Annotated in this window: 21 protein-coding genes; 10 read left to right on the top strand and 11 right to left on the bottom strand. The window is 44.0% G+C overall.

Annotation, left to right across the window (positions count from 1 at the left end; all coding sequences use genetic code 11):
* Nucleotides 1-151 precede the first annotated feature (151 nt).
* Together C9I89_RS13690 and C9I89_RS13695 are read right to left on the bottom strand one after the other, a co-directional pair.
* On the bottom strand, nt 152-931 hold the full coding sequence (locus C9I89_RS13690; RefSeq protein ID WP_107283896.1) for a TIGR01458 family HAD-type hydrolase: 780 nt from the start codon (nt 929-931) through the stop codon (nt 152-154).
* A 135-nt stretch (nt 932-1,066) separates the two neighbouring features.
* Complete coding sequence (locus C9I89_RS13695; protein WP_107283897.1) at nt 1,067-1,255, bottom strand: hypothetical protein; 189 nt, start codon at nt 1,253-1,255, stop codon at nt 1,067-1,069.
* A gap of 511 nt (nt 1,256-1,766) precedes the next feature.
* Here C9I89_RS13695 and C9I89_RS13700 point away from each other — a divergent pair.
* Nucleotides 1,767-3,026, top strand: coding sequence for a sensor domain-containing diguanylate cyclase (locus tag C9I89_RS13700; protein ID WP_170107700.1), 1,260 nt, complete (start codon nt 1,767-1,769; stop codon nt 3,024-3,026).
* Nucleotides 3,027-4,580: 1,554 nt separating this feature from the next.
* Nucleotides 4,581-5,537 carry a TDT family transporter gene (locus tag C9I89_RS13705; RefSeq protein ID WP_107283899.1) on the top strand — a complete coding sequence of 319 codons (957 nt, stop codon included), beginning with the start codon at nt 4,581-4,583 and terminating at the stop codon, nt 5,535-5,537.
* Between the two features lie 7 nt (nt 5,538-5,544).
* Here C9I89_RS13705 and hdfR read toward each other — a convergent pair whose 3' ends face one another.
* Nucleotides 5,545-6,405, bottom strand: coding sequence for an HTH-type transcriptional regulator HdfR (hdfR, locus tag C9I89_RS13710; RefSeq protein WP_107283900.1), 861 nt, complete (start codon nt 6,403-6,405; stop codon nt 5,545-5,547).
* A gap of 162 nt (nt 6,406-6,567) precedes the next feature.
* Here hdfR and C9I89_RS13715 point away from each other — a divergent pair, with 162 nt between their 5' ends.
* The 3 genes from C9I89_RS13715 to C9I89_RS13725 all read left to right on the top strand — a co-directional run bounded on the left by C9I89_RS13715 (nt 6,568) and on the right by C9I89_RS13725 (nt 10,032).
* Nucleotides 6,568-6,897 carry a MaoP family protein gene (locus C9I89_RS13715; RefSeq protein ID WP_107283901.1) on the top strand — a complete coding sequence of 110 codons (330 nt, stop codon included), beginning with the start codon at nt 6,568-6,570 and terminating at the stop codon, nt 6,895-6,897.
* Nucleotides 6,898-7,031: 134 nt separating this feature from the next.
* Nucleotides 7,032-8,066 carry a glutathione synthase gene (gshB, locus tag C9I89_RS13720; protein WP_107283902.1) on the top strand — a complete coding sequence of 345 codons (1,035 nt, stop codon included), beginning with the start codon at nt 7,032-7,034 and terminating at the stop codon, nt 8,064-8,066.
* Nucleotides 8,050-10,032: a flavohemoglobin expression-modulating QEGLA motif protein gene (locus C9I89_RS13725; protein WP_107283903.1), complete on the top strand. Its 1,983-nt coding sequence runs from the start codon at nt 8,050-8,052 to the stop codon at nt 10,030-10,032. The genes gshB and C9I89_RS13725 overlap by 17 nt, the downstream gene beginning before the upstream one ends.
* A gap of 233 nt (nt 10,033-10,265) precedes the next feature.
* Here C9I89_RS13725 and C9I89_RS22540 read toward each other — a convergent pair whose 3' ends face one another.
* On the bottom strand, nt 10,266-10,439 hold the full coding sequence (locus tag C9I89_RS22540) for a hypothetical protein (protein ID WP_170107701.1): 174 nt from the start codon (nt 10,437-10,439) through the stop codon (nt 10,266-10,268).
* Nucleotides 10,440-10,893: 454 nt separating this feature from the next.
* Here C9I89_RS22540 and C9I89_RS13730 point away from each other — a divergent pair, with 454 nt between their 5' ends.
* Nucleotides 10,894-12,471 carry an alkaline phosphatase gene (locus C9I89_RS13730; RefSeq protein ID WP_107283904.1) on the top strand — a complete coding sequence of 526 codons (1,578 nt, stop codon included), beginning with the start codon at nt 10,894-10,896 and terminating at the stop codon, nt 12,469-12,471.
* 760 nt (nt 12,472-13,231) lie between these two features.
* On the opposite strand, the gene C9I89_RS13735 is transcribed toward C9I89_RS13730, so the two are convergent.
* The 6 genes from C9I89_RS13735 to hflK all read right to left on the bottom strand — a co-directional run bounded on the left by C9I89_RS13735 (nt 13,232) and on the right by hflK (nt 20,282).
* Nucleotides 13,232-14,803, bottom strand: coding sequence for a methyl-accepting chemotaxis protein (locus C9I89_RS13735; RefSeq protein ID WP_107283905.1), 1,572 nt, complete (start codon nt 14,801-14,803; stop codon nt 13,232-13,234).
* Nucleotides 14,804-15,155: 352 nt separating this feature from the next.
* Nucleotides 15,156-15,956: a class I SAM-dependent methyltransferase gene (locus C9I89_RS13745; RefSeq protein ID WP_107283907.1), complete on the bottom strand. Its 801-nt coding sequence runs from the start codon at nt 15,954-15,956 to the stop codon at nt 15,156-15,158.
* Between the two features lie 414 nt (nt 15,957-16,370).
* Nucleotides 16,371-16,637 carry a hypothetical protein gene (locus C9I89_RS13750; protein WP_107283908.1) on the bottom strand — a complete coding sequence of 89 codons (267 nt, stop codon included), beginning with the start codon at nt 16,635-16,637 and terminating at the stop codon, nt 16,371-16,373.
* A gap of 224 nt (nt 16,638-16,861) precedes the next feature.
* Complete coding sequence (gene nhaA, locus C9I89_RS13755) at nt 16,862-18,220, bottom strand: Na+/H+ antiporter NhaA (protein WP_107283909.1); 1,359 nt, start codon at nt 18,218-18,220, stop codon at nt 16,862-16,864.
* On the bottom strand, nt 18,217-19,212 hold the full coding sequence (gene hflC / locus C9I89_RS13760; protein ID WP_107283910.1) for a protease modulator HflC: 996 nt from the start codon (nt 19,210-19,212) through the stop codon (nt 18,217-18,219). The genes nhaA and hflC overlap by 4 nt, the downstream gene beginning before the upstream one ends.
* Nucleotides 19,209-20,282, bottom strand: coding sequence for an FtsH protease activity modulator HflK (gene hflK / locus C9I89_RS13765; RefSeq protein ID WP_107283911.1), 1,074 nt, complete (start codon nt 20,280-20,282; stop codon nt 19,209-19,211). The genes hflC and hflK overlap by 4 nt, the downstream gene beginning before the upstream one ends.
* Before the next feature lie 844 nt (nt 20,283-21,126).
* Here hflK and hmpA point away from each other — a divergent pair.
* A complete protein-coding gene (gene hmpA, locus C9I89_RS13770) occupies nt 21,127-22,311 on the top strand; it encodes an NO-inducible flavohemoprotein (protein WP_107283912.1) in 1,185 nt (394 codons plus the stop codon).
* Between the two features lie 257 nt (nt 22,312-22,568).
* Here hmpA and C9I89_RS13775 read toward each other — a convergent pair whose 3' ends face one another.
* Entirely contained in the window at nt 22,569-23,078 is a 510-nt protein-coding gene (locus C9I89_RS13775; protein WP_107283913.1) for a lactoylglutathione lyase family protein, read from the bottom strand.
* Between the two features lie 332 nt (nt 23,079-23,410).
* Here C9I89_RS13775 and C9I89_RS13780 point away from each other — a divergent pair, with 332 nt between their 5' ends.
* From C9I89_RS13780 to C9I89_RS13790, 3 genes are all read left to right on the top strand, one after another.
* Complete coding sequence (locus tag C9I89_RS13780; protein ID WP_107283914.1) at nt 23,411-24,007, top strand: TetR/AcrR family transcriptional regulator; 597 nt, start codon at nt 23,411-23,413, stop codon at nt 24,005-24,007.
* Nucleotides 24,008-24,144: 137 nt separating this feature from the next.
* Nucleotides 24,145-25,182, top strand: coding sequence for an NADP-dependent oxidoreductase (locus C9I89_RS13785; protein WP_107283915.1), 1,038 nt, complete (start codon nt 24,145-24,147; stop codon nt 25,180-25,182).
* Between the two features lie 21 nt (nt 25,183-25,203).
* Nucleotides 25,204-25,818: a glutathione S-transferase family protein gene (locus C9I89_RS13790; protein WP_107283916.1), complete on the top strand. Its 615-nt coding sequence runs from the start codon at nt 25,204-25,206 to the stop codon at nt 25,816-25,818.
* The last annotated feature ends 27 nt before the right edge of the window (nt 25,819-25,845 follow it).

Below are 25,845 nucleotides of genomic sequence, written 5' to 3' on the forward strand. Positions count from 1 at the left end.
CTAGCTAATTGAGCTATTGGGATTGGGGCTATTATTTATTTCCCTTTGTTAAGTCAACCTAGCAGACAACGGGGCTTCTTAATTCTGATAAGTAAGACGTGTATACCCAACCCACTCTCAGCCAACGCAAAATAATGATGCCCTCCCCAACTCACTCCTTCTGACTTGCATCATCAGCGTCGTTCAGGGCTACATCGACGGCCTCAACCACAGAGTCAACACATAGAAATCGTCTTGCAAGCTGGTTTTCATCGCCCGGCTGGTACTTACCTGTTTTAACCAGGCAAGCTTGTAGCCCTGCATTTAGAGCGCCTTCAACGTCACCAAAGATATCATCTCCCACCATCAAAATCGTGTCAGCAGGAGCGGTTGTCGAAGCCACAATCTGGTTAAAAAATTCAGCGGACGGCTTACCGACAATAAGCGCTTCGGTGGTGGCGGCGTATTCAATGGCGTGGATAAAAGGGCCGGCATCCAGATGCAGCTGGCCACCGAGTTTGAAATATCGATTACGACCAATGCCGATCAGCGTTGCGCCGTTTTGGCAGAGCTGAAACGCATGATCTAGAGTCTCATAGCAAAAACCATCTTCAGCATCGCCAATAACCACCGCATTCGGTCGGCTTTGCTCAAGATCGGCAAATTCAGATTGGATATTTTTGTGGATCAGGCAGTAGGGACGCCACTGACGTTGCTTTAGCAGTGCCTTGACGGCGGCGGGAGCGGTGTAGATCTGCCGCAGATCGATGTCAAATCCCAGGGCAATGAGATCGTCATAGATCTGGTTGCAGGTCTTACGGGAAGTGTTGGTGACAAAACGGATCTCAAGATCACTGGCTTGGGCGCGCTTTATTGCTTCTACGGCGCCGGGTATTGCTTGGGGGCCAACATACAATACCCCGCTAAGATCAAAAAACAGTGCTTTGTACATCCTGATTCCCCCATCTGTTTTGTTGAGTATAGAGTGTGGGGAGATGGAACGGATCTCGTCAGTCACAAGTTCGTGATCTGCTCAGGCTCCTTTTGGGAATCTGATGTTTCAGTACTTTGGGTTATTTCTGTCCGTTTAGTGGATCTGTTTCCCCAGCCCCACCAAAGGCTTGCCGTCATCGTCATAAGTCAGCTCGCACTTCATGAGCTCGCCCTGAGACTCAACATGCGTGTAATCGCCGTTTGCGAATTTCAGTGCCGCGACAGGGGTCAGCCAATCGCCATAACCACACAAGTCCGCCCAGCTGATCTTCATAACTTTCATGATATTTCCTTAGCCATTTCTATAAAGCGGAATCAAATTACGACCTTGTTCGTAATTTATCATCGCTCATCTCTGAAACCATCACAACCTTTCAGACACATTTATAGAAATATCGTCCAAAAGTAAGATCGAGAGATAATTTCTAGGATAAGTGAGTTACAGAGAAGGATTAAATCAGGACTAATTGATAGATTTAGTATCATTGACTTAAGCCGTGTCGATTTTTGGGAGAAAGATCATCAATTTTTCATTTCATATACGTTACCGTCATATTCTAATTGTGCTATCCGCAGGTGGAATATGACGCTTTTATCTTGTCACCTTTTCCTGCAAACAATTTTACTCAGCAGATGCTATCCGTTGGATTTATCGATAAATCAGCTAGATGAAACGCTTTTTTTTAGCTCGTATTAGAGTAAAGACACTACACTAAAAGAGGCGATTACGAATAGGTATAAATTTACCACACCGATTTTTGCAATAAACCCAACACGAATAAGATGATGTGCTTGTGAACCTTAGCCCCGCAATCAATGAACAACTATTTATAAAATCCCACTACGGTGTCGTGATCCATCGGGATTTTAAGGCGCTCTATGCTGATGATAACTACGCACGTTACTTTGGATATCAATCTGGTCAGGATATTGTCTCTCTGACTAGCTTATTACAACTGATTGCTCCGCATGAGCATGAAAGTGCGATTCAAGCTTACCGTGCGGTCATGTCAGGGAAACAGCAACCCGGTGTAAGCTCATACAAAAATATCGATAAAAATGGAAACGAATTCATCGTATTGACGGTTGATCACGTTATTGAGTGGCAAGGCGAGAAAGCCATGCAAATCACGATTATAGATTTAAGCCCTCATGTTGAAACGCACCGCAAACTGCAAGCCAGTGAAGAGCGCTACCGCGAACTGGTTGACGGCTCAATTCAAGGCATTCTGGTCCATAAGAATTTCAAACCATTATTCTGTAACCATGCGTACGCACAGATGTTTGGGTTTGAAGATGATCAAGCTTTGATGAATATAAACTCAATTCTCCCGTTGATTTCTTCGATTTACCATCATCAAGCACAGCAAGATAATCAGGCCTTGCTTGCTGGGAAAAAAGACGCGATTAAAACCGAAAGTAAAGGAGTACGCGCTGACGGTTCAACAGTATGGCTGAGCGTATTATCAAGACCGGTGCAATGGAATGGCGAACGAGTCATTCAGGTCACCGCAATGGATATCACCGAGCAGCAATTACTCCGTCAACAGCTTGAGCACCGCGCCAACTATGATGGGTTAACAAATCTGTTAAATCGCCGTGCATTATCGGAATTACTGGAAAAGCAGTTTGCTTATCATCAAATTCATTCAGCTCCGTTGTGCTGCGTCCTGATAGATTTAGACAACTTTAAAGCTATCAACGATCAATATGGTCATCATATCGGCGACAAAATATTAAAATTATTCGCCGCTACCAGTAAAAAGAACATCAGAGAAAGTGATTATATCTGCCGTTGGGGGGGCGAGGAGTTTGTGCTAATTTTGCCTAACACCGATATTGAACGAGCGGCTTTCATCGCTGAACGTCTTTGTGATGCCATAGCCAAGCTTAGGCTCCCAACAGGTAACGGCTACGTGAACTTCTCAGCCAGCATGGGCGTGTCATCACTGTCGGACAACACGTCCAATGTCGATCTATTGCTATCTAAAGCTGATAATGCGCTATATCAGGCCAAACATCTGGGAAAGAACCGTGTCGTTATCGCATCATAATAACGAACATCACACTCGAAAGGCCGCTAACATGCAGTGCCCTTTTGTTAAAACCGAATTGATTAAAATATCCACATATTGCTTATCATTTATCTATTTGCTTAGTTACCCTTGGAGAAGATGCCAAGTTTTCACGGGATACTTCTGAGCAAACAAGTTGCTTATTCGCCTTGTTGAACTGCATTCCAATAAGTATTAATGATACCGTGGTCGAAATAATAAAAACAAACAATAATGACCTGGCGTAAGCGTGGTAAAAATATTGACATTACTCGTCATTTTCTCAACGAGAAACAGCGGTATTCAACTAATAAATGCAACAGGCTTATTTAACGTACTTCGTTATATCCGTGAATAACCCGTTAGAGATCTAATATCCGCACTTAAAGCATGGCCATACTACAGCCCAAATATTAATTCTTAAGAATTAGAGTTGTCGTCCCTGAAACAACCTATTCAATGAAATCACACCAAATTTATTCTTTTGCATTAAAATTAGTCACTTAAATTACGTCATTTATACCAGCCCCATTAGGTACAAAAATATATACTCAAGTAACCTCAAGATGCTTAACCATCCTGACTTGTTCAGCCAATGCCTCTAGGCTAATAGCTCAGACGGACACACCAGATAGATTAAATTTCGCCCAACGCGGTCAATCTGCTTGCAGTGAGTTACCCACCGTTTTTGTGGATAAACCAAATTACCCCTTTAAAAACAATACGATAACATTTTCAATATATAAAATAAGAATATTGCGCTATTTCTGAAGAAATAAATGAAATCAAGGAAAAGTCTTGTGTCATATATCATGCCACATACAAATGTCAATATTAACAAATAGCACGATATGCATACTTACTTATAAAAATGAATCGTGAAGGCTGCGATCATTGCAGGATAAATAAAAAATTTAACACAAAGAAAGCCGCACCATTGCAGTGCGGCTTGATTTTGTATCTTTACCTACCTTTGTCTACCTACTCAGCACACACAAGGTTATTACGGTCTATAGGAGCTTCGCCACTCATTACGTTGAGTTTGCCGTGTTCGATACCATTCAATAGGATTAATCGAACTCTTCTGTTCTGGCGAAGAAAAAATATTTAAACAATATTTATGGTGACACTTACCAAATTGTTAACAACTAAGCACTCACTTAGAAGCTTTTACATTTATACTTGTCACAAGTTACTCGTTGACTCGAAGTCAGCGGCAACCCGAAACCTGCACTCTAGAGCATAACGAATACGGCTTTGTTCCTCCGAGAATCTAAAGCATTAATAATTGCTCAACACAGGCTTCATATTAAATATGGTCTTAAATTTCGATTTTCGCAAATTATTTTCCTGTTGTCAGTTCACATAAATACCAGCGCAATTCCAATCCAATCAACATGCCTATCAGATTCATTAACTTACGCCAATTAATATTATTTTCAGCTTTACAACGCCCCAATCTTATTCTTTTTGAACTCTCCGAGAGCATTGCATTGCCTTTATAGTGTAAACTTTTGGTTAAATTTCGACCGGAAACGAGGGATCGCAAGGTTAATGGCTGCAATAGGTAACGTTTTTCGATATGTACCCACAGCACAAGCGGCATTAGCGCTCGCATTCACTGGAATTGGATTGGCATGGTCACTTTTTTTACCTGATAACGCTAGTGCTATTCGCGGGGTTTGTGCCTTGATTGGTGTCTGTTTGCTCATTCCTGTTGTTCTGAAATATGCCTTTAACCCTCGGCTGTTTATTCAGGATTTACGACACCCGCTGTATGGTAGTCTGATGGCACCGATGACCATGACTCTGCTGGTTCTGTCTGATTATATATCTTCCATCCATGTTGAAAGCGCGCGTCTACTTTGGTACCCCGCATTGTTGTTACACTTTACTATGCTGGTACTGTTCTTCAGCTTTCAATGTCAAAAATTTCGGCTGATCAACTTGTATCCGAGTTGGTTCCTGTATCCGGTGGGAGCGATCAGTGGCACCTTAGCCGGCCCCCAATTAGGGCACACTGATTTTGCCCTGGCGATGACTGAAATCTGCATTACTACCTATTTTATAATGTTGCCCGTTGTATTGTACCGGCTCTGCTTTGCCGGTCGCTTACCTCGCCCTGCCAGACCAACCCTGGCTATCATGGCTGCCCCGGTCAATTTGTCCTTAACCGCTTATCTGCTCAATGTTGAACAACCCGATCCTATTTTGACCGGCGCATTGGCGGGCGTGGGCATTACCATGACCATTCTGGTCTACCTGTGCTATTTCGATCTGCTCAAACAGAGATTTCAGCCATCACTCGCTGCTGTCACATTTCCTTCCGTGATCAGCGCAGTCTCAATTGACCACCTGACCACTTGGCTGGTCATCGACTATCCCCAATGGGCTTGGCTGGAAAAGCTGGGGATATTTGAGATCACCGTTGCAACAGGCTTAGTGCTCTGGGTTGGATGGCAATATTGCCGTCATTATCGGCCTCAATATCAACTGTTCAGTCGTCCGTAAATGCCACTCAAACACTTTTCGTAACCATATTCAGTGGCACTTCCAGGATATCTTTAATCAGCTCTTGCTTTTCATTATCCTCGCGCCAAACCAGGTACAGAGCCTGCTCCATGATGGGTGCGCCTTGCACCAGATACAGCTCGCCATCTTCCACACTTTGACTGACCACTGGGGCCGGCAGGTAACCCACACCGCCATTGGCAATAATATACTCCAGTGCCATGCGGGAAGAATGGGTGTGTAGAATCGGGGTGCGTTGCAACTCAGTCACTCGACCGTGCTCAATCGCGAAACGAGTCCCCCAATCCAGGTACACAAGGGGCATATCACGAAGATCATCCATGTTGCAGTTCGGACGATGGGCCACCAGTTGTAATTGGAAATCACGGACTTTTAATACTTTCAAGTTCTCAACTTTTGGCGGCTCACTGGTAATAAAAAGATCGACATTTTTTTCCAGCAGCGACTTTGATAAGTCATGCCGTGGTACCGACTCCAAACGTAAAGCCAGCCCCGGTACCGCACCATAAATGCGGTTTATCCAGTCGGAAATTCCGTCAAATTCCCAAAACAATGAAGAAGCTCCGATAGCAATTTGAATATTGTAGTTTTCCGTCAGCGCGACATCATGCTTAGCCCTGCCCCAAGTTTGTAAAATTGCTTCCGCATAAGGCAGCAGGCGTTCACCCGCTCCGGTTAACTGGACATTACCTCGTTGCCGCGTGAGCAGCGGGTTTCCGAGTTGTGATTCGAGCTGCCGGATACGAAAACTCACAGCCGATTGAGTCAGATATAAGTTCTCGGCTGCACGGCCAAAATGACGGGTTTTTGTCACTTCCAGAAAGGTCTTGAGTAGTTCTGTATCCAAAATTTTTTCTCTAAATTAGGAAGATAATAGCTAACAACATCATACAGCGCGGCTCTTCAATCGGCTGATAAATTTTTTTTATCGTTAACGCGAAAAGTTTTTGTTTTACACAAAATACAGTTTGGATTAAATATCTGCAAAATATTTATAGGAATGGCATAAATGAGAAGCGAAGGTAAATTTTACGACGATAAAAATTTCCCTCGGGGATTCAACCGAAGTGGAGATTTCACTATAAATGAAGCCGACACACTGGAAAATTTTGGCCGTACCATGAAAGCCCTCTACGAAGGGCAGATCACGCCGGTCGAAGAGTCAGAAGTGAATTTCATCAAAGAGATCACAGGTCAACAAGAAGTTACTTCCCATTATGCAAGATGCTGGGTTAAATACCTGAACAAAACACAGAATAAGTCAATAACCTATACTTTATGTAACACCCAACGCAATAGCAACGAAAGCTACGGCGAATCAGACGTAGAGTTTGACTAGGTATAAAGACCCTGACAAACCATTCTGGATGTAAAAACAACACATAAACAGATGTGGCGACACGCCATGTCTGATTTATTTAAAGGCCGAGTTAATCATCGGGCCACACCTCAACTAATGCTTGGAATACCTCTATGAAATTTTGCTTTGTAATGTACCCATGGGACAGAGTAGAGCCAGAATCTGACTCTACTCTGCGCATGATCCATGAAGCGGTCAGCCGTGGACATACTGTAGCAATTACAACGCCTAACAATCTGACGATGCGTGACAGCTCGGCTATCGCTTTTTGTAAGGTCATAAAAAAATCGTCAGATCCAATCACAAACAATATTCCAAGTTTCTACCGCCATGTTGAGTTCAGAAAAGCGCAGCTGCCACTGGCCGGATTTGATGTCATTTTTATGCGTGCAAATCCACCGTTAGATACTATGGCCCTGAACTTCCTTGATTCGGTTCGTGGTGACGTCTTTATCATGAATGATATCGATGGCTTACGTGTTGCCAACAATAAGCTCTATACAGCGTCGCTGCACGATCCGCACAACGAATTTATTCCGGCAACCTACGTATCCAAAAACCGGGATTATCTAGAGCGGGTATTAGCAGAGAATACGAATGAACGTATGATCATGAAACCGCTCAACGGCTACGGTGGTAGCGGTGTTATCCTGGTAGAAAAAAGCGCCCAATCTAGCGTGAAATCGCTGCTTGATTTTTATATCGGCGACGAAAAGAACTATGTGATCCTTCAGGACTACGTTGAAGGCGCAGAACAAGGCGATGTGCGCATTATGATGCTCAACGGTGAGCCAATTGGTGCCATGCGTCGCGTACCGGCCGAAGGTGATGTGCGATCTAACATCCATGCCGGTGGCAAGGAAGTTAAACACATCTTATCTAAGCAGGAAAAACGCCTTTGTAAGCATATCGGACCTAAACTGGTGCGTGACGGCCTGTACTTTGTCGGCCTGGATGTGATCAATGGAAAATTGATTGAAGTAAACGTCTTAAGCCCTGGAGGTATTACCCGTATCAACCGCCTTAACCGTACCAAGTTGCAGCGTCAAGTAATCGATTTTGCAGAAAGTGTCGTCAACGCCAAAGAGTTGGTGATCAGTCGTAAGAACGAATTCCGAAAAGTGATCGAAGATGCTGACGCTTACTGAGCAGGAGGTTCTGGCTAAAATCCAGAACCTGGTTCCGTTTGAAGCCCAGCTTGACGATGGCAGCCTTACTATTCGCATTACTGAATATCAGCCGTATATTGCTACCGCTATTCACCACGGTCATCGCTTGCGCGATGACCTTGCAGCAAAGTGTGCATTAACAGAAAGCGAACGCTACTTTGAGGAAGATCCCCACACGGGCGATTTTATCTCTTCTCTGCCGATCGTTTTTCAGGGCGAAGACTCTCGTTATGAGTACGACTTAAACCGTGATCCGAATAATTGCGTCTATGAACAGGCATGGGGCAAAGAGGTTTGGACTTCACCGCTGAGTACCCTAGAACGGGTTCATAGTGAGCGTAAACACGCCCGTTACTATCGCATCATCAAGTGCATGGTCGAGACGCTGGAAAAAGAGTTTGGGGTCTGTCTGTTGTACGATCTCCACTCTTACAACTATCAGCGTATTGAAAAACTGGCACCGACTTTCAATGTTGGTACCAAACAGGTCAATACCCGCCGCTGGCACAAGGCGATTAACGACTTCATTTCCCGCCTTGGCGGTATAGCACTGCCTAACCTGGAAGTGAGCGCCTGTGAAAATGACGTATTTCAGGGGATGGGCTATCAGGCAACATTTATCAAAGAGCATTTCACCAAGACTTTGATTCTGCCTTTGGAAATCAAAAAGATCTATATGGATGAAGCCAGAGGTGAAAGCTATCCTTTGGTGATCGAAAAGCTTAAGGAAGGCCTGAAAACGGTGATCAGCGAGCATGCTGCATTCACCTTACGTAGTACATCCGGTGCAAAAAAAATCACCTGTGGACATATTCTGTCTTCAAAACTGCCCTCGGAAGTGCGTAAAGTCGACAGGCAGTTGTATAGCCTAGCCAAAGGCCTCAATACACTCAATTACATCAACCCAACTAACTTACGTCAGGAAAAGCGGCGCTTTTTAACCAAACCGTACACATACCAGCCGCGTTTTACTTACCGACAGTTGGATATTGATCCTTACTTGTTCAGGGAAAAACTCTACCGCTTGCCGGTCGATGATATACGCGACGCCGACATCCAAAAGCTGTATCGAAAAGTGATCGATCAATTGGCTGTACGTATTGATTTATTAACCAGTATTGGCCATGAAGAGTTTTTGTATAATTCGCTGCGCTATTATGGCCAGCCGGATGATCAAGATATTGCCAATGCCAAGTTTATTATGCACGCCGCAGAGTACGAGGACGTTGAACCGTATGACCTTACTCCGTCAGAGGTAATGGCTGAATTCCGTCAGGCTGCTGATGAGTATGGGTTTCGCTGCAAGGTGATCGGCTCTAACAAACTCATTGCCCGGGCCATGGTGAGTGGCAAGACGCTCAAGGTTAATACTAACGTTATGTTTGGTAGAAAAGACCTTAATGCCTTGATCCACCATGAGATGGGGGTGCACATGGTAACAAGTATCAATGCCGAAAAGCAGCCGCTACAAATCCTAAAATTAGGTTTCCCGGGTAATACCCATACCCAAGAAGGATTGGCTATATTATGCGAGCACCTGTCAGGAAACTTCTCTCTGTCGCGATTAAAAACGCTGGCCTTACGGGTGGTTGCCGTCAATATGATGGTGAAAGGTGAAACGTTTGGTGAAACTTTCCATACCCTAAAGCACGACTACAAACTCAGTGATGACAATGCCTTTACTGTCGCTGCTCGTGCTTATCGTGGGGGCGGATTCACTAAAGACTATCTCTACCTGAAGGGATTGCGCGATGCATTGAATTGTCATCAAAATGAAGATTTAACCGCACTTTTCCTCGGCAAGACTAGCTTTGAATTCAAACCACTGTTGGATGAACTTATTGCCCGCGAGATTTTACACAAACCAGATTTTTTGCCTAAGGCATTAGAAATTAAGCGTAAAGATGACCCGGTTCTCGATTACATGATGCACTCAATTAAATAGCCTCAGAACTGCACAATACCAATCGGGATAAAAACCTGGCCATTAAGCAAAGAATGCTACGTGTGGCGTTCTTTGCAGATATTATAGCAAAGGCCACTTATGTGGCCTTAAACAAGCACTCAAAGCTGTCATGCTATCAAAAACAAATAAGGAAGAGGGGTCTTATAACCACTCTCCCCCTTCATTGGATTGATTTGTTGACAGTTTAAATGACGGAGGAGTGAGAAAAGCTGTCACATCATGATGTAGTCGTCCATTTCATTGTAATCAGAACGCTGTTTATGACTCTTCCTACGCTTCTTGTTTTTGCCTGAGGTAGAAACATCGAAAAAATCATCATGATTTTTGGTTTTAAATTTCTCTTTTGATTGAGAGCCGTTACCTAACCACTGTTCCCATTTAGCCATTTTTAGTACCTGAATAAATCAAGAATAAACTGTTACACATATAAGACATGTCGCTTCTACAATAAATAGATAACAACATTGTTTTTCAAGGAAACCCATTATCGTATCTGATTGATGTGGATAATGAACACCTAAGTACTATTACTTTTACCTGTAATACTATAGTTGAGATTAAGTTAGAGATCGGAATGAGTACAACAAAAAATATTTATTATAACGATAAATATTTTAATGATATCAGCCAGCCTCCCCCCGATATCCTAAGTACTTATACCCACGCAACTCAAGATACTCGATTCGGCGAGATTTCAGTTATATAGAGCAGTGCATGTTCTTGAGCAGTTATATTACAAAAATATATGCCGCCGGCAAAATATGAATTATTTATGACTGTAACAATAATATCATCCCCCAATGCTTAACTTACTCCGACTTTATAACTCAGGAATATATGATGAAGCACATCTTCAAACCTCTCGTTTTAGCAGCGGTAACTTCTACGATCTCCTTTTCTGCATTATCGGCAGAAATCAAAAACGTTATCCTAATGATTGGCGACGGCATGGGCCCGCAGCAAGTTGGATTGTTAGAGACATACGCAAATAACGCGCCGCACTCTATCTACAAAGGTGAAACCACCGCATTGTATAAACTCGCTGAGGAGGGGGTAATTGGCTCATCTTTGACTCATCCAGAAGATGCTATTGTTGTCGATTCTGCGTGTTCAGCGACTATGCTAGCAACGGGGATTTACACAGCTTCTGAGGTAATTGGCATCAACTCAAACGGTGACCATGTTGAAACGGTACTTGAAAAAGCAAAACGTATTGGTAAAGCAACCGGTTTGGTTTCTGATACTCGCCTTACTCATGCCACGCCAGCAGCATTTGCCGCTCACCAACCGCATCGTTCATTAGAGAACGAGATTGCATCTGACATGCTAGAGACTGGCGTTGATGTCATGCTATCTGGTGGTCTTCGTCACTGGATTCCAAAATCGACTAACGATAAAGAAGCAACCTACCAAGAACTTGAGAAACTCACTCAAGGGGATGTCTACCTGAAATCTAAGCGTAAAGATGACCGGAACCTACTGACTGAAGCGAAAAGCGAAGGTTATAGCCTAGCGTTTAACAAAGAGATGCTCGATAAAGCGCAAAGTGACAAATTACTTGGCCTGTTTTCCTATTCAGGTATGAATGACGGTATCGCCTATAGCAAATCTAGAACCGATCCAAACCGTACTCAGCCAACGCTAAAAGAGATGACGGAAAAGGCACTCAACTTGCTTTCAAAAGATAAAGACGGTTTCTTCCTGATGGTTGAAGGCGGTCAAATCGACTGGGCGGGTCATAGTAACGATGCAGGCACAATGCTGCATGAAATGATCAAATTCGACGAAGCGGTACAGTCTGTTTACGAGTGGGCCAAAGATCGAGATGATACGCTCGTCATCGTTACAGCAGACCACGAAACAGGCTCATTCGGCTTTAGCTACTCTTCACAAGGCTTGCCAAAACCGGAAAAACGCTCTGGTGAAGCATTTCAAAAACGCGATTACGCACCTAACTTCAACTTTGGTAAGTTTGACATCCTGGATGGTCTATACAACCAGAAGATGAGTTACGCCACGATGTTCAGCGAGTTTGATCGGCTTGATAAAGCGCAGCAATCACCTGAAATGCTGGCTGAAATCGTCAACACAAATAGCGATTTCCCCATCACAGTGGCTCAAGCGGCAAACATAATGACGACGAAGCCAAACCCATACCACCAAGATAACCATCAGTACTTAGCCGCGGAGGATGTGCCAGCAATCAACGATTTTGATGCCTTCTTCCCTTACAACGATCGCGGCAACTTGCTGGCTCGCGAACACGCCACAGGCCAAAACACCGTGTGGGGAACGGGTACCCACACCCATACCCCAGTCAATGTCTTTGCGTGGGGGCCACTGAAAGAAATCATTCCTGTATCGAAAATTATGCACCACTCAGAGCTAGGCGAATACATTAAAGGCATGGTGAAATAAGTTTCCACGGCTATTCACACAGTAGGTGTTCGATGAGCGCCCTAGCTTCATACATAGAAACGAAAAAACGGCCCTGAACATCTGCTCAGGGCCGTTTTCCGTTCCGTAATTATCCTGTGTTCCAAGCAGGATAAACTGGGTGCCCCCAGTAAGATCTATTCGGTGACATTTCACTCCCTAGACCTTTGCAATTCCCCTTCCTACAAAAAGGGAAACAGCCTAAGTGTTAGCAATTTGATTCACTCAAATCTGCGGATAATTTATCATATTATTTTATAAAGGCAAAAAAAATTTGAATAGTTGGCGATAAATTTGATTTTGCTCATCAAGGCTTAACTTTGTTGCACAACCACTTTGTTATCGCTTTACAAATCCGCTTTCAGCCCATCGAAAAGCCCACCGAAAAGGTCAGCAACGATGGGGTTTTACGTAAAAAAACATCTCAACACATCACTGGCACTTATAACAAAACAAGATAACCATATGATATAGAACATCTTAGCATTCAGGGCAATACTACTTACTGCTATTCCTTTCGTACAACAATTACGATGGCGAACTAACATTATGATCAAAAAAAAACCTGGTGCATCACCGTCATTTACGCTTTAAAAAACAAAAAAGCCTCACTTCAAGCCGTGAGGCTTTTCAAATTTTTTTGAGTGATTTGCAATTAAGCGTGCTGCAGCGCCATTGACTCTTTGGCTATACCCATTCCTATTTAGTTGGGCGGCCAATATGATCGCACGAACTCAAGCGATCAATCTTTTTGGAACTGGGCCATTAAGCGTTGAAGATCACCAAGTCTACTCACTAATTCACTAGTCCTAGCCACAGAAGCATCACTCCGATCATGATTCGATGTTGATAGCTGCTGAATCGCAACGACATTACCGTTTATCTCTTCGATTACACACGCTTGTTGATTAACCGCTGTCGCAATCTGATGGCTGGTGCTAGTTACATCACCAAGCATTGTATTAACACGATCCAACACTTCACCAGTACCAATCGCATTGTCTCTGCAAACATCAGATAATTTACTGCCTTGATCCATTGCCGTCACGGCCTGGCAAGCAGTACTTTGAAGGTGAGAGATCATGTCGTGGATTTCTTCTGTTGATGCCTGAGTTTTGGACGCAAGCGATCGTACTTCATCAGCCACCACAGCAAAACCACGACCAGTTTCACCAGCTCGGGCTGCTTCAATCGCCGCATTAAGAGCAAGTAAGTTGGTTTGATCTGCAATGCTACCAATTACTTCAAGGATCTTTTCAATTTGCTGGCTGCTTGCTGACAGGTCATTAATTATTGCTTTCGCTTCTTCCAATGCCTGGTGTAGCTCTGCAACTGAGTTGATCGTTGTTTCAACATTTGTTGAACCTTGGCCAGCTAATTGGTTCACCTGGTTAACGATCAATGATGCTTCTGTCGCATTATTGGCAACATCTCGAATTGACTGAGCCATTTCCGTCATCGCGGTAGCAACAGAATCGGTTTCCATACCCTGCTGAGCTAAGTTTGTTTTTATCTGCTCCAAGTTAGAGAGTTCATGTTCAGCACTAATATGAATATCTGCCGATGTTTCAGTCGCTCGTCCAACAATCGCTCGAATTTCGGCTTTACGTTTATGCAAAGCTAACTCAATCACGGAGTATTCATCATAACGGCCAGTATAAACTAACTCCATAAGCGGGTTATCATAAGCGCCTGATGCGACTTCTGTGACCTCTTTTAAACGACGACGATGAAACAAACCGTTAATTGCCATTCCCAGCATTGCTAACAATGATACCGAACCACACAGCACTGGTGACGCCCCTGCAATCACGGCCACCGAACTCGCCATCGTGATCCCAACGGCTAAATTCCGCGCCCAACTGAAGCTGAACCTTGGAAATTTTAGTTTCGTTGGCGTTTTACCTTGGCGTAATTGAGCGTAAAGAAGTTCAGCACGCTTAATCCATTCTCGTTTAGGTTTACTGCGTACCGACTGATATTCAATAACTTTACCAGCCGCATCAGTAATAGGTGTAATAAAGCCAGAAACCCAGTAAAAACCACCTTCTTTGCGGGCGTTTTTTACCAACCCCATCCAGCTTCGTCCCGACTGAATGGTTTGCCACATTTGTTTAAATGCCGCCTTAGGCATATCTGGGTGACGTACTATATTATGAGGTTTGCCAAGTAACTCAGATTGTTGATAGTCAGCAACATCACAAAAAACAGTATTTGCATAAGTCACAATACTAGAAGGATCAGTGGTCGATATCAGATTATCATCAGCAGCAAATTCTTTTTCGTTATTAGAGCGAGCGCTTGTTACATTCATAGTAATTAAGTTCTGAAATTCACATTCAAGTTGAACGCTATTTATACAAGTTGTACAGCTTATACCACATGATTATGAAACATAAAGCACCCAGCCAGTTATTGATGCAAAAAAGATGCACTTTTACATTCTATTTAATGACTCACAAAAAACTGGTCACATTATTCGGTACCAAGTCAAACCGATATGCAACATTCTCAACTGATCTCGGTAAAGAAAATATCTAAGTCTGGCTTTACACTGCGTTTAGAAAGCCTAATCGACAAAGGTTATGCCCCTATGGCTTATCGTTACTTAACCTTAACCAGCCAGCTCAATTTTAATGATACTAAACGACACTTCTCGTTATTTGTTAACTGCACTTTCGTGCGATAACCAAACCGTGGTTACTTGAACCTAGAAGTGATGGTTCAGAACATACTAACCAATGATACTGCAACCAAGCTTGGTACTGTTGTTCTGATAATGAATTGATTGCAGAACCGATGTAACGTCCAAAGCCATCTGTAGCCACATGCTTTTCTATACTGAACCCTTCTGATTTAGTTAAGTGTTCAATTTCAGATGGTTTTGCAAAATATCCAGTTCTAAAGAATGGATCGACATCTTTCGATGTAACCAAGCCCGTTTCGTTTAATTCACTAAGTATTTGGGGCGAAATCAAAATACTAGACATTTTAGCAAGCAATCCCGCGACAAAGAAACGACTGATGTAAGCTACTGCTACAACACCATTCGGTTTAAGGATTCGATGAGCTTCTCTTATTACATCTTGTCGCTCGCTTTCTTTTTGTATGTGATACAAGGGCCCAAGAATTAACACAATATCTTGAGAACTGTCCGGTATAAAAGAAACATTCGTTGCATTTGCCTCATATACGTTCAGCTCAACATTTTGAACAACGGCATTTTGCTTTAGTTGTGTGACCAATTCAGGAACTAGCTCGACTGCGGTTACTTCCAAGCCTTTTTGAGCATAAAAAATTGAATAACGACCTGTTGCTGCACCGAACTCGGTAAGTGTTTTTGCTGAGTCAGTAAATAATTCTAGCTGGTTGATAGTTGTATCAAATTCAATGCGAGTAATGTTTTGACAAACGAGACGTTGCTCTTCATCAAAATTCGCATAGTACTCCATATATTCTTCTTGCACAGTTACCTCTCGTGCAGTTCAAAGTGTATTACCAAGAGTTTCGTATACTAAGAACACACATTATTTGAATGCTAACTTCTTGGAGAAAATATTAAGTTAACAGGTTAACGCTGCTACGCAACCACTTTAACATGATGTTACTGTGTGAGAATTAGCTAAAATTCAAACAAATGTTCTAAGAAATGGGGCAGAAGTGAACCAAAGCAACCGCGTCAGGCCGCATCGCTATTAGGGCCTGTTTTGCTCGCTATTGGGTGCAAATGAGCGTTGCCGGCTCCTCTCAGTAATCGCCCGTCACAATATTACTTCACATATCGAGTCTGGCTCAGCAACTAACGACGTTGTGATTCGCACAGCAACTTTCGCAAACGGGAAAATACAAGCGTTATAAGATAGGTACCATCAAGTGAAAACTCACGTTTGTATCAAAGCAAACCGATTTGCGATATAACATCGCACTCCTCCTGCATTGAAATGATCAAGTTCTCGTTGATTATCAATTCGAAGTACCGCATCCCGCATTGCAGCCAAGTCAACCAATGCCGGCAGACCCGTATAGTCTTGCATCAGAACACGACTGGAATAAAAAGAGAGTTCAATGTCATCATCCGAGCCATTTTTTTCAGCACAAAGCGCCGAGATAATGGCAGAAGTAGTGGCATTATCTTCATAATGCCGCATGACATTTTCAAGAAACAACCGGGTAACCAGCGGCAAGTGAGTCAAATCAATTTGATAATCATTGGCCAGCGTTTTCAGTCACCAGTAGACATGTTCTTTACCACTCAAAGTCAGTGACTGCAGATATCGTTGATGCCATGCATGTTAGTTATCGGGGATCATCGTCATTTCCTCAGCAACCACGCAATCAAGACTGCGGTTACTTTGTTCTGGCAGAGCGAGACCTATGTCTCACCTTGATTGTGCAAAGCATCGCGCTTCAAAAGCCAACTTAACAATGCGATTCCCGTCAGTGCTGCGAATAAGGAGGCCGACAAGATACCCAGCTTAGCGTCGTTGACTAACGCAGGACTCAAAGCTAAATTGGCAATAAACAGCGACATGGTGAAACCGATTCCGGCAAGCATACCGCCCGCTAAAATATACGGCCAACGTAGTTCGGGTGGCCGTATCGCAAGCCCGGTATATATCGCCAGCCCGCAGAATAAGATAATACCGACCGGCTTTCCTACTACGAGACCGGCAAAAATCGCAATGTACAACGAGTCAGCCATTTCAGAGAAAGCGATCGGGACGCCGGCATTAGCAAAAGCGAACAGAGGCATCACCGCAAAGCCTATCCAGGGATGAAGTAACATTTCCAACCGTTCTACGGGAGAAAGTACTTCCCGCACCGCTGCTTCTGCTGTTTTTAAGACTTTGCGATTGATGCTAAATCTACGGCGGTGGTTTACTGGCGTCGATGGCACCACAGAGCCCATTATCGTCAGCAAGCGCTTTTCGCTGACCCACCGTTCTGTGGGTGTCATCAGACCCATAATCACCCCGGTCACCGTTGGATGCATCCCGGAGGCATCGACCGCAAGCCAAATGAGACCGCCGACTAACAAGTACACCATAATATTGCGTATGCCGAGCACCGCCATAAGTTTAATGGCTACGAATCCGATCACCGCAAGTCCAATATAATGAAAATGGATGACTTCACCATAACCAACGGCCACGACTACGATGGCACCTAAGTCATCAATAATCGCCAGCGAAAGCATAAATACCCGCAAACTTTTCGGGACACGAGGACCAAGCAGGGTGAGACAGGCAATGACAAATGCGGTGTCCGTTGCCATCACCGTTCCCCAACCGTTCTGGCCTGGTTGACCCAACTGGAAAGCCAGATAGAGTAATGCCGGAACCAGCATGCCGCCTATTGCTCCCGCAATAGACAGCACCGCTAAGCGCGGATTCTTCAATTCTCCCAAAACGATTTCACGCTTAAGCTCAAGTGCAACCAAGAAAAAAAACAAAGTCATCAATGCATCATTGATCCATTCCCGGATTGAGCGTTCAAACTCAACCGTTCCCGCCGTTATCCCAATGGGCACCTCCCATAACGACAAGAATGTATCGGCCCATGGTGAATTAGCCAATACCAAAGCTGCAATGGTAAAAAATAGCAGTACCGCTCCTGCTGCGGCTTCAATATGCAGAAATCGCGTTAATGGTTGGGTTAGCCAGTCAACATACTCTTTTGGCAGTTGGGTGAGGTGCCCTCGTTGATGGGGGCGGAAGGCTGTTTTTTTCATTGTTTTTCCGGCGTCAATTTGATTGCTTCCGGTGGATATATTCCCTTCAGATACTTAAACAGGTCACTCTCGGTGGACAGTACCAACGTGGTATTTTCTGCCATGATCGAGCGGTAGGCTTGCAATGTGCGCGTAAACTCATACAAACTCACCGCTTGTGGATTTTGGTTGTATGCCTGAGCATATATCTCTGCGGCTCTGGCATCAGCCAAGCCCCGGATTTCTTCCACCTGACGATAGGCCTCGGATTGGATCTTGTTTAAATCACGGACTCGATTACCTCGGATTCTGGCGGCTTCACCATTGCCTTCGGAAAGAAAGCGCTCGGCAATCTGGCGGCGCTCACTGATCATTCGGTCATAAATTTTTGGCCTGACACTTGCATTGTAGTTAATACGCTTAAAGCGGATATCCAATAACTCGATGCCAAATACACGGACTTTGTCAGCCGCGGCGGTAAATATTTCGTCTTCGACCACCTGGCGTCCTTTATGGATCGGCACCAAATTTCCCAGTGTTAAGTCGCGTACGGCGCCTGTCAGCAGTGCATCACGCAGAGGTTGCCGATTCTTAGTGGTACGGATGATTTCAATCAATTCATGTTTCGCCACCGCGTTGCGGGTTTCGCTGCCCAGAATGTCATCTAACCGGGACTGAGCACTACGTTCATCACGTAAGCGGAGAAAATACTGTAAGGGATCCGTTATCCGCCAACGCGCAAACAAGTCCACCGATATATACAGCTTATCTTTTGTCGGCATATCGGAGGGATCGCCATCCCACTCCAGTACCCGTTTATCGATAGCATTGACGTTTTGTACAAAAGGAATTTTAACATTGAGTCCCGCTTCCGTTATCGGTTCACCCACCGGTTTCCCAAACTGGGTAATAATGACCTGCTCGACCTCACTCACGGTATAAAGCGTCCCTTTCACAGCTAGCGCAATGAAAACGAGAATAACGAGAGCAATCACTGGGCTGGCTTTTTTCATGGCTGATCGCCTTGTTTTCCTTGGCCTGCCTTAAGATCTAGGAAGGGTAAGATACCGTGGGTTTGTTCATCAATAAAGATTTTTGAATGAATCGCAGGCAAAATGGCCTGCATGGTTTCAATATAGATTCGCCGGCGTGTCACTTCTGGCGCTTTGCTGTACTGGGTTAACAAGGCATTGAACCGGGCGGCATCACCTTCTGCTTCATTAATTCTTTTCAGTCGGTAGCCATCCGCTTCACGGATCCGCTGATCCTTTTCGCCTTCCGCCAGCGGGATCACTTTGTTGTAATCTCGGCGTGCCTCGTTAATGAGTTTTTCTTTTTCTTGCTGGGCCTGATTGACTTCATTAAACGATTCCTGAACCGGTTTGGGCGGATTAATATTTTTGAGCTGAACCTGATCAATGTTGATCCCCATCGCATATTTCGTCGCAAGTGTCTGCATTTTAATCAGCGCTTCCGATTCAATTTCTTGTCGACCTATCGTTATGACTTCATCAACGGTACGATCACCGACAACTTCCCTCATCACAGACTCGGAGACATCGCGAAGGGTGGCGCTAGGGTCTCGAACTTCGAACAAAAACTTCATCGGCTCGGCAATACGATACTGAACCACCCATTCAACCAGCGCCGCATTTAAATCTCCGGTGACCATCTGTGTTTCCAGCTCACCATCATGCTCGGCAGAATGTTGGTAGGGATCAGTCGCCCCCTGCGTACTAAAGCCAAACTCTTGCTTTAACTGACGCTTGATAGGAACAATCGTCGCAATATCGATACCGAGCGGCAGTTTGAAATGTAAACCGGGCTGTATTTCTAAATGAAATTTACCAAAGCGCTGCACAACAGCCACGGAATCGCTGGGAACGGTGTAGATGGCCTGCCAAAAACTCATCGCCGCTATAATGAACAGTACTACCCCAGCAACGCTTTTCAGATCGCTATGGGGGAGAAACCGTTTCATTGCTATTGCGCGTTTGTTAATACTGCGGGCAATATTGTCTGGAGATTGCACTCTACGCCCCAAAAGGTCTTCAGGCGGGGTATTACCATTAGACGGTGACATAATCGTTGCCTTAGGCTTTTGGCAAAACATTATATTACTAGTATAGGTTGGTTCGCTTTGGATGATCTTTCAAGCTGGCTGGTGAAATGAAGAGATAACACAGTAAGCCCCTAGACGAGGCCGAAAAGTGTCCAGCCCCACGCGCCATTCAGCACACTGATCTGAACCAGCAGAACTGGACACAGTATTAAGCGACATTTTATTGTTCGAAGTTAACAGGGCTTAAATACCCAAGAGCGCTGTACCTTTTTATATGGATCCCCTCAAGCGATCAACATATTTTGACGATTAAGATGATAGATGTGTGAACGATGGTTCGATTAGGTAAAAGACGGGGATAACGACCGCTAGGCCAAGCCTTACAGATGAGTAAATTCGATACAGTGTAACGTAAAAGGGCCGCCAATGGCGGCCTCTCTTATATAGACTCCTTTACTCTAGGTAAGCTCAAGAATAAAAACTGTAGCAGTATAGACTCCTTCACTTTGCGTAAGCCTGAGAATAAAAATAGTAGAAGAATTTATATAAAGAACTATTTAAAAATAGTCTGATTTAAATATAGCAAGTTTTACCAACACCGACGCCATAAAGGCCAGATATGAGATATTAATCACACAAATATAAACACTTTCTCAGCACAAGTTCAAAGCATCACCTTTAGCGAGCAGAATTCTTGTTGTGGTATCAGATGTCAGTGTTGTGGCTGCTGTCTTTCTGCTGCGGTAGCCATTATGCGTATCATATTAAATAGGTCATTTCGAAACCCACAATAGTTATCGACTCATTGACTCAGATCATACAAAACCGTTAAGACGCATAAAAAATACAACTTAACGGAGAGGTCATGCTCAATCAACAAATAATTAACACAGTAAAAGCAACGGCACCATTGCTCGCAGAAACAGGCCCTGCACTTACTGCACATTTTTATGATCGCATGTTCAGTCATAACCCTGAGCTCAAAGATATTTTTAACATGAGTAACCAGCGTAATGGTGATCAGCGTGAAGCCTTGTTTAATGCAATTTGTGCTTATGCGAACAATATCGATAACCTTGCGGCACTCTTACCTGCGGTCGGAAAAATCGCACATAAACACACCAGTTTTATGATCACTGCCGAGCAATACCAAATTGTTGGTGGCCATCTATTGGCAACAATTGATGAATTGTTCTCACCAGGGAAAGAAGTTTTAGAGGCTTGGGGGGCGGCATACGGTGTGCTCGCAGATGTATTCATTACCCGTGAAGAAGCCATTTATCAAGAAAATGAATCTAAAAATGGCGGCTGGCGTGGTACTCGTGAATTCGAGGTCGTAGAGAAAAAACAAGAAAGCAGCGTTATCACCAGCTTTACGTTTAAGCCAGTTGACGGCGGCTCGGTTGCGACCTTTAAACCCGGTCAATATATAGGCATTTACCTAAACCCTGAAGAATTCGAAAATCAAGAGATCCGTCAATACAGCCTATCATCAGCACCTAGTGACGATAGTTACCGCATCTCTGTTAAACGTGAAAATAAAGGTCGCGTGTCTAACTATCTCCACCGTTCTTTAGAGGTAGGGGATAAAGTACAGCTGACAGCCCCTGCGGGAGATTTCTTCCTGCAACTTGAACCAACAACGCCAGTGACTCTCATTTCTGCAGGTGTAGGACTAACACCTACTCTATCGATGCTGAATGTCTTAACTGAGCACAAAACCTCAGTACACTGGTTACATGCAGCAGAAAATGGCGAACAACACGCGTTTAAAGATCACGTAAATGCGCTAGCAAATCAACATGAACACATCAGCACAAATACTTGGTATCGCCAACCACTCGCAGCTGATCGCCCGGCAAAAGATTTCGATTATGAGGGTTTGATTGATTTAACTAAACTACAAGCGCAACTGACAGCGCCGACAATGCATTTTTACTTTTGTGGCCCTGTGGGTTTTATGCAACACGTTGCGAAACAGTTAATCGTGATGGGGGTTACTGAAGATCGTATTCACTACGAGTGCTTTGGCCCACATAAAGTACTTTAATGAACCTTTAGCACCTGAAATACCAAGCGTGACCAGTAGGTTGCGCTTTTTGGTTCTAATGTCACCAAGTTATACTGAAGTACAATCGTCTGATTTCCGAATGGAATTAGGCTGCAAGCGCGTAGAATTCAGCCCAGACAAATAAACCATCAGGGCTGTCGAACTGTCCAGTTTTACTTGACCATCACTACAAAATGAACATCCCGGTATTTTAAATTCAAAAATATAAGCCGCTCAATGAGCGGCTTATATATAAATTATTTATATGCGCCATTTGAATAGTGAAGCTCATAACTGTGGCTATAAATTTCAAGGATATTCCCAAACGGGTCTTCCATATAAATCATGCGGTATGGTTTCTCTCCTGGAAAATAGAAACGAGGTTCTTTCATACGTTTTTTACCGCCAGCCGCAATTATTTTCTCAGCTAACCCTTCAACATCTGGATCCTGAACACTGAAATGGAATACGCCAGTCTTCCAGTATTCAAAATTATCTTCTGGGTTTTCTTGGTTCGCAAACTGGAACAACTCAATACCAATTTTGTCACCGGTTGAAAGGTGAGCAATACGGAATGACCCCCAGCCAGCGCCAAAGACATCGGTACACATTTCACCAATTGCGCTGTCGTCTTCGGTGATTTCAGTTGGTTCCATAATGAGGTACCAGCCAAGTACCTCAGTATAGAATTTCACCGCGGCATCTAGGTCCGGCACTGAAATTCCAATATGTGAAAAGGTACGAGGGTATGGAGTACGTGTAGCCATTGGTATTGCCTCACTGCATTGTTATTTGTGTATGTGCGGCAAGTATAGGTGGGCCACACTTGAGTTAAAAATTATTAAATATGATTAAAATAATAATTTTTTGTTATATCTTTATCGAGGGTAAAGCCCCTTACATTTTTTACATATGGTTTTAAAACTATGGGCAGTTTCACTGCTCAGTGGTTCATCATTTAATTCATATTTGTTAATGTTGCCTTTATAACGTCGGATACGTCTTCACCTAAACCTCTTCACCAGCGCCGTTTCTTTTATCACAGTCTTTTGTACCCACCAGACTAGACGACTAGTCTATTTTGTTTTATCCTTGCGCCATGAATACACAAACTAAAGCAACTCGCCAACATATTCTTGATACGGGTTACGACTTGATCGTAGCGAAAGGGTTCTCAAATGTTGGCTTGTCACAACTGTTACAACACGCAGAGGTACCGAAAGGCTCTTTTTATCACTACTTCAAGTCGAAAGAGCAATTCGGTGAAGCCTTAATCAATGACTATTTCGCCAACTACCTAGAACGGTTAAATGGCCTATTCAACAGCGAGGCAGGAAGTGCTTACGACCGCCTTATCAGCTATTGGCAGCGTTGGATTGATGTTCAAAAAGGCGTCTGTGGTGCACAAAAATGTTTAGTCGTGAAACTAAGCGCTGAAGTTTCAGATCTGTCTGACCCAATGCGTTTGGCACTACTAAAAGGCGCAACCAGTATTATTTCATCTATCAGCCAGTGTATTGAAGATGGCAATCAGGATGGTTCTATAAAGGTAGAAAATAGCCAACAAACAGCTCAGCTACTTTACAACCTTTGGCTTGGCGCAAGCTTGATGAGCAAGTTAAGTCAAGATCAAATGGGCTTAGTGCAGGCAATGAAAACAACCAAGCAGATCCTGGCAGGCGATACCGAAAGCTAAGATATATCGAATCGTTCACCCCGTCATTTCGGTGACGGGGATTTTTTCAAACCAACACTAGACGACTGGTCTAATACAACCTAATTCATCACCGTCTGATAAAACATATTAACAATGACTCAAATAGGGAACCCCATATGGCAGATACACAAAGTACCAATTCACGGATTGTTTTAGCTTCTCGACCTGTGGGAGCGCCGACACAAGGTAACTTTCGCTTAGAGACAATGGCAAAACCAGTCCCCGCAAACGGTGAAGTACTGCTTCGCGGTGTATACCTATCACTGGATCCGTACATGCGCGGACGTATGAATGATGCAAAATCCTACGCTGAGCCTGTCGCCGTGGATGATGTCATGGTTGGAGCAACGGTTTGCCAGGTAGAAAAATCCAACAACCCAGAATTTGAAGTTGGAGAGTGGGTACTTGCTTATACAGGTTGGCAAGAATACGGACTTTCTGACGGCGAAGGTCTACTCAAGCTTGGTAAGGCGCCGACAGCCCCATCTTATGCATTGGGCATTATGGGGATGCCTGGTTTTACCGCGTATATGGGTTTGTTAGACATTGGCCAGCCAAAGCAAGGCGATACATTGGTAGTGGCAGCAGCAACAGGCCCAGTAGGAGCAACAGTTGGACAAATTGGTAAACTAAAAGGCTGCCGTGTTATCGGTATTGCGGGAGGCGAAGAAAAGTGTCGTTACGCCAAAGAAATATTGGGATTTGATGAGTGTATTGATCATAAGGCGGAAGACTTTGAGCAGCAACTAGCCACAGCGTGTGACAATGGTATTGATGTCTATTTTGAAAATGTCGGCGGCAAGGTATTTGATGCGGTTCAACCATTACTCAACACCGGTGCGCGTGTACCGATATGTGGTTTGATTTCCCAATACAACGCGACTTCTCTACCTGAAGGCCCAGACCGCACTTCTATGTTGATGGGCACTCTCCTCGTCAAGCGCATCAAGATGCAGGGTTTCATCATCTTTGATGACTATGCACACCGCTACAATGAGTTTGCCCAAGATATGGGGCAATGGCTGTCTGAAGGTAAAATCCAATACAAAGAGCATTTAGTGAAAGGACTCGAGAATGCGCCTGGAGCCTTTATCGGCCTATTGGAAGGTAAGAACTTCGGTAAGCTTGTTATTCAGATCAATCAGCCACTATAAGCAATCAAAAGGAACCCAATAATGATTAAATTACATCACCTGAACAAGTCCCGTTCGAAGCGAATTATCTGGCTGCTGGAAGAGTTAGGCGTGAACTATCAAGTTGTACCTTACCAACGTGATAGCGTTACTTTTCTTGCGCCGCCAGAGCTGAAGTCTATCCACCCCTTGGGTAAATCGCCAGTGATTGAAGACGATGGTTTGGTGATCGCTGAGTCAGGCGCAATCACACAATACCTTATCGAGAAGCATGCCGCAGGGCAATTATCTCCCGAGAAAGGCACGCAAGATTACGTCGAGTATTCTCAGTGGATGCACTTTGCCGAGAGTTCAGCCATTCTTCCCCTGCTGCTGAAGATGTTCATTGCCAAAGATGGCTGCGAAACCAACTTTCTAGCTGACTACGCCGAAGCAGAAACGGCAAAAGTCATGAGCTATTTCAACCAGTCGCTACAAGGGAAGCGATATTTTGTTGCCGAGAAGCTTACTGGTGCTGACATTATGATGTCTTTTATTGTTGAGATATTGCATAACAACGGTGCAATAGACAATTTCCCAAATATCGCCGTTTACGCCAAGCAGCTAGAAACCCATCCGGCTTTTCATAAAGCCGATGAGATAGAAGCGAGCTATTAAGAGTAATCTCCATCACCTTAAGCTTAC

The organism is Photobacterium lipolyticum (assembly GCF_003026475.1).
GTDB lineage: Bacteria > Pseudomonadota > Gammaproteobacteria > Enterobacterales > Vibrionaceae > Photobacterium > Photobacterium lipolyticum.

Excerpts from the sequence above, each read along its gene's own strand:
- C9I89_RS13730 (WP_107283904.1), top strand. The coding sequence starts at position 10,894 with ATGAAGCACATCTTCAAACCTCTCGTTTTAGCAGCGGTAACTTCTACG.
- gshB (WP_107283902.1), top strand. The coding sequence starts at position 7,032 with ATGAAATTTTGCTTTGTAATGTACCCATGGGACAGAGTAGAGCCAGAA.
- C9I89_RS22540 (WP_170107701.1), bottom strand. The coding sequence starts at position 10,439 with ATGGCTAAATGGGAACAGTGGTTAGGTAACGGCTCTCAATCAAAAGAG.
- hflK (WP_107283911.1), bottom strand. The coding sequence starts at position 20,282 with ATGTCACCGTCTAATGGTAATACCCCGCCTGAAGACCTTTTGGGGCGT.
- C9I89_RS13750 (WP_107283908.1), bottom strand. The coding sequence starts at position 16,637 with ATGCGGCATTATGAAGATAATGCCACTACTTCTGCCATTATCTCGGCG.
- nhaA (WP_107283909.1), bottom strand. The coding sequence starts at position 18,220 with ATGAAAAAAACAGCCTTCCGCCCCCATCAACGAGGGCACCTCACCCAA.
- C9I89_RS13785 (WP_107283915.1), top strand. The coding sequence starts at position 24,145 with ATGGCAGATACACAAAGTACCAATTCACGGATTGTTTTAGCTTCTCGA.
- C9I89_RS13715 (WP_107283901.1), top strand. The coding sequence starts at position 6,568 with ATGAGAAGCGAAGGTAAATTTTACGACGATAAAAATTTCCCTCGGGGA.
- C9I89_RS13735 (WP_107283905.1), bottom strand. The coding sequence starts at position 14,803 with ATGAATGTAACAAGCGCTCGCTCTAATAACGAAAAAGAATTTGCTGCT.
- C9I89_RS13790 (WP_107283916.1), top strand. The coding sequence starts at position 25,204 with ATGATTAAATTACATCACCTGAACAAGTCCCGTTCGAAGCGAATTATC.
- hflC (WP_107283910.1), bottom strand. The coding sequence starts at position 19,212 with ATGAAAAAAGCCAGCCCAGTGATTGCTCTCGTTATTCTCGTTTTCATT.
- C9I89_RS13690 (WP_107283896.1), bottom strand. The coding sequence starts at position 931 with ATGTACAAAGCACTGTTTTTTGATCTTAGCGGGGTATTGTATGTTGGC.
- C9I89_RS13725 (WP_107283903.1), top strand. The coding sequence starts at position 8,050 with ATGCTGACGCTTACTGAGCAGGAGGTTCTGGCTAAAATCCAGAACCTG.
- C9I89_RS13705 (WP_107283899.1), top strand. The coding sequence starts at position 4,581 with ATGGCTGCAATAGGTAACGTTTTTCGATATGTACCCACAGCACAAGCG.
- C9I89_RS13695 (WP_107283897.1), bottom strand. The coding sequence starts at position 1,255 with ATGAAAGTTATGAAGATCAGCTGGGCGGACTTGTGTGGTTATGGCGAT.
- C9I89_RS13775 (WP_107283913.1), bottom strand. The coding sequence starts at position 23,078 with ATGGCTACACGTACTCCATACCCTCGTACCTTTTCACATATTGGAATT.
- C9I89_RS13780 (WP_107283914.1), top strand. The coding sequence starts at position 23,411 with ATGAATACACAAACTAAAGCAACTCGCCAACATATTCTTGATACGGGT.
- hmpA (WP_107283912.1), top strand. The coding sequence starts at position 21,127 with ATGCTCAATCAACAAATAATTAACACAGTAAAAGCAACGGCACCATTG.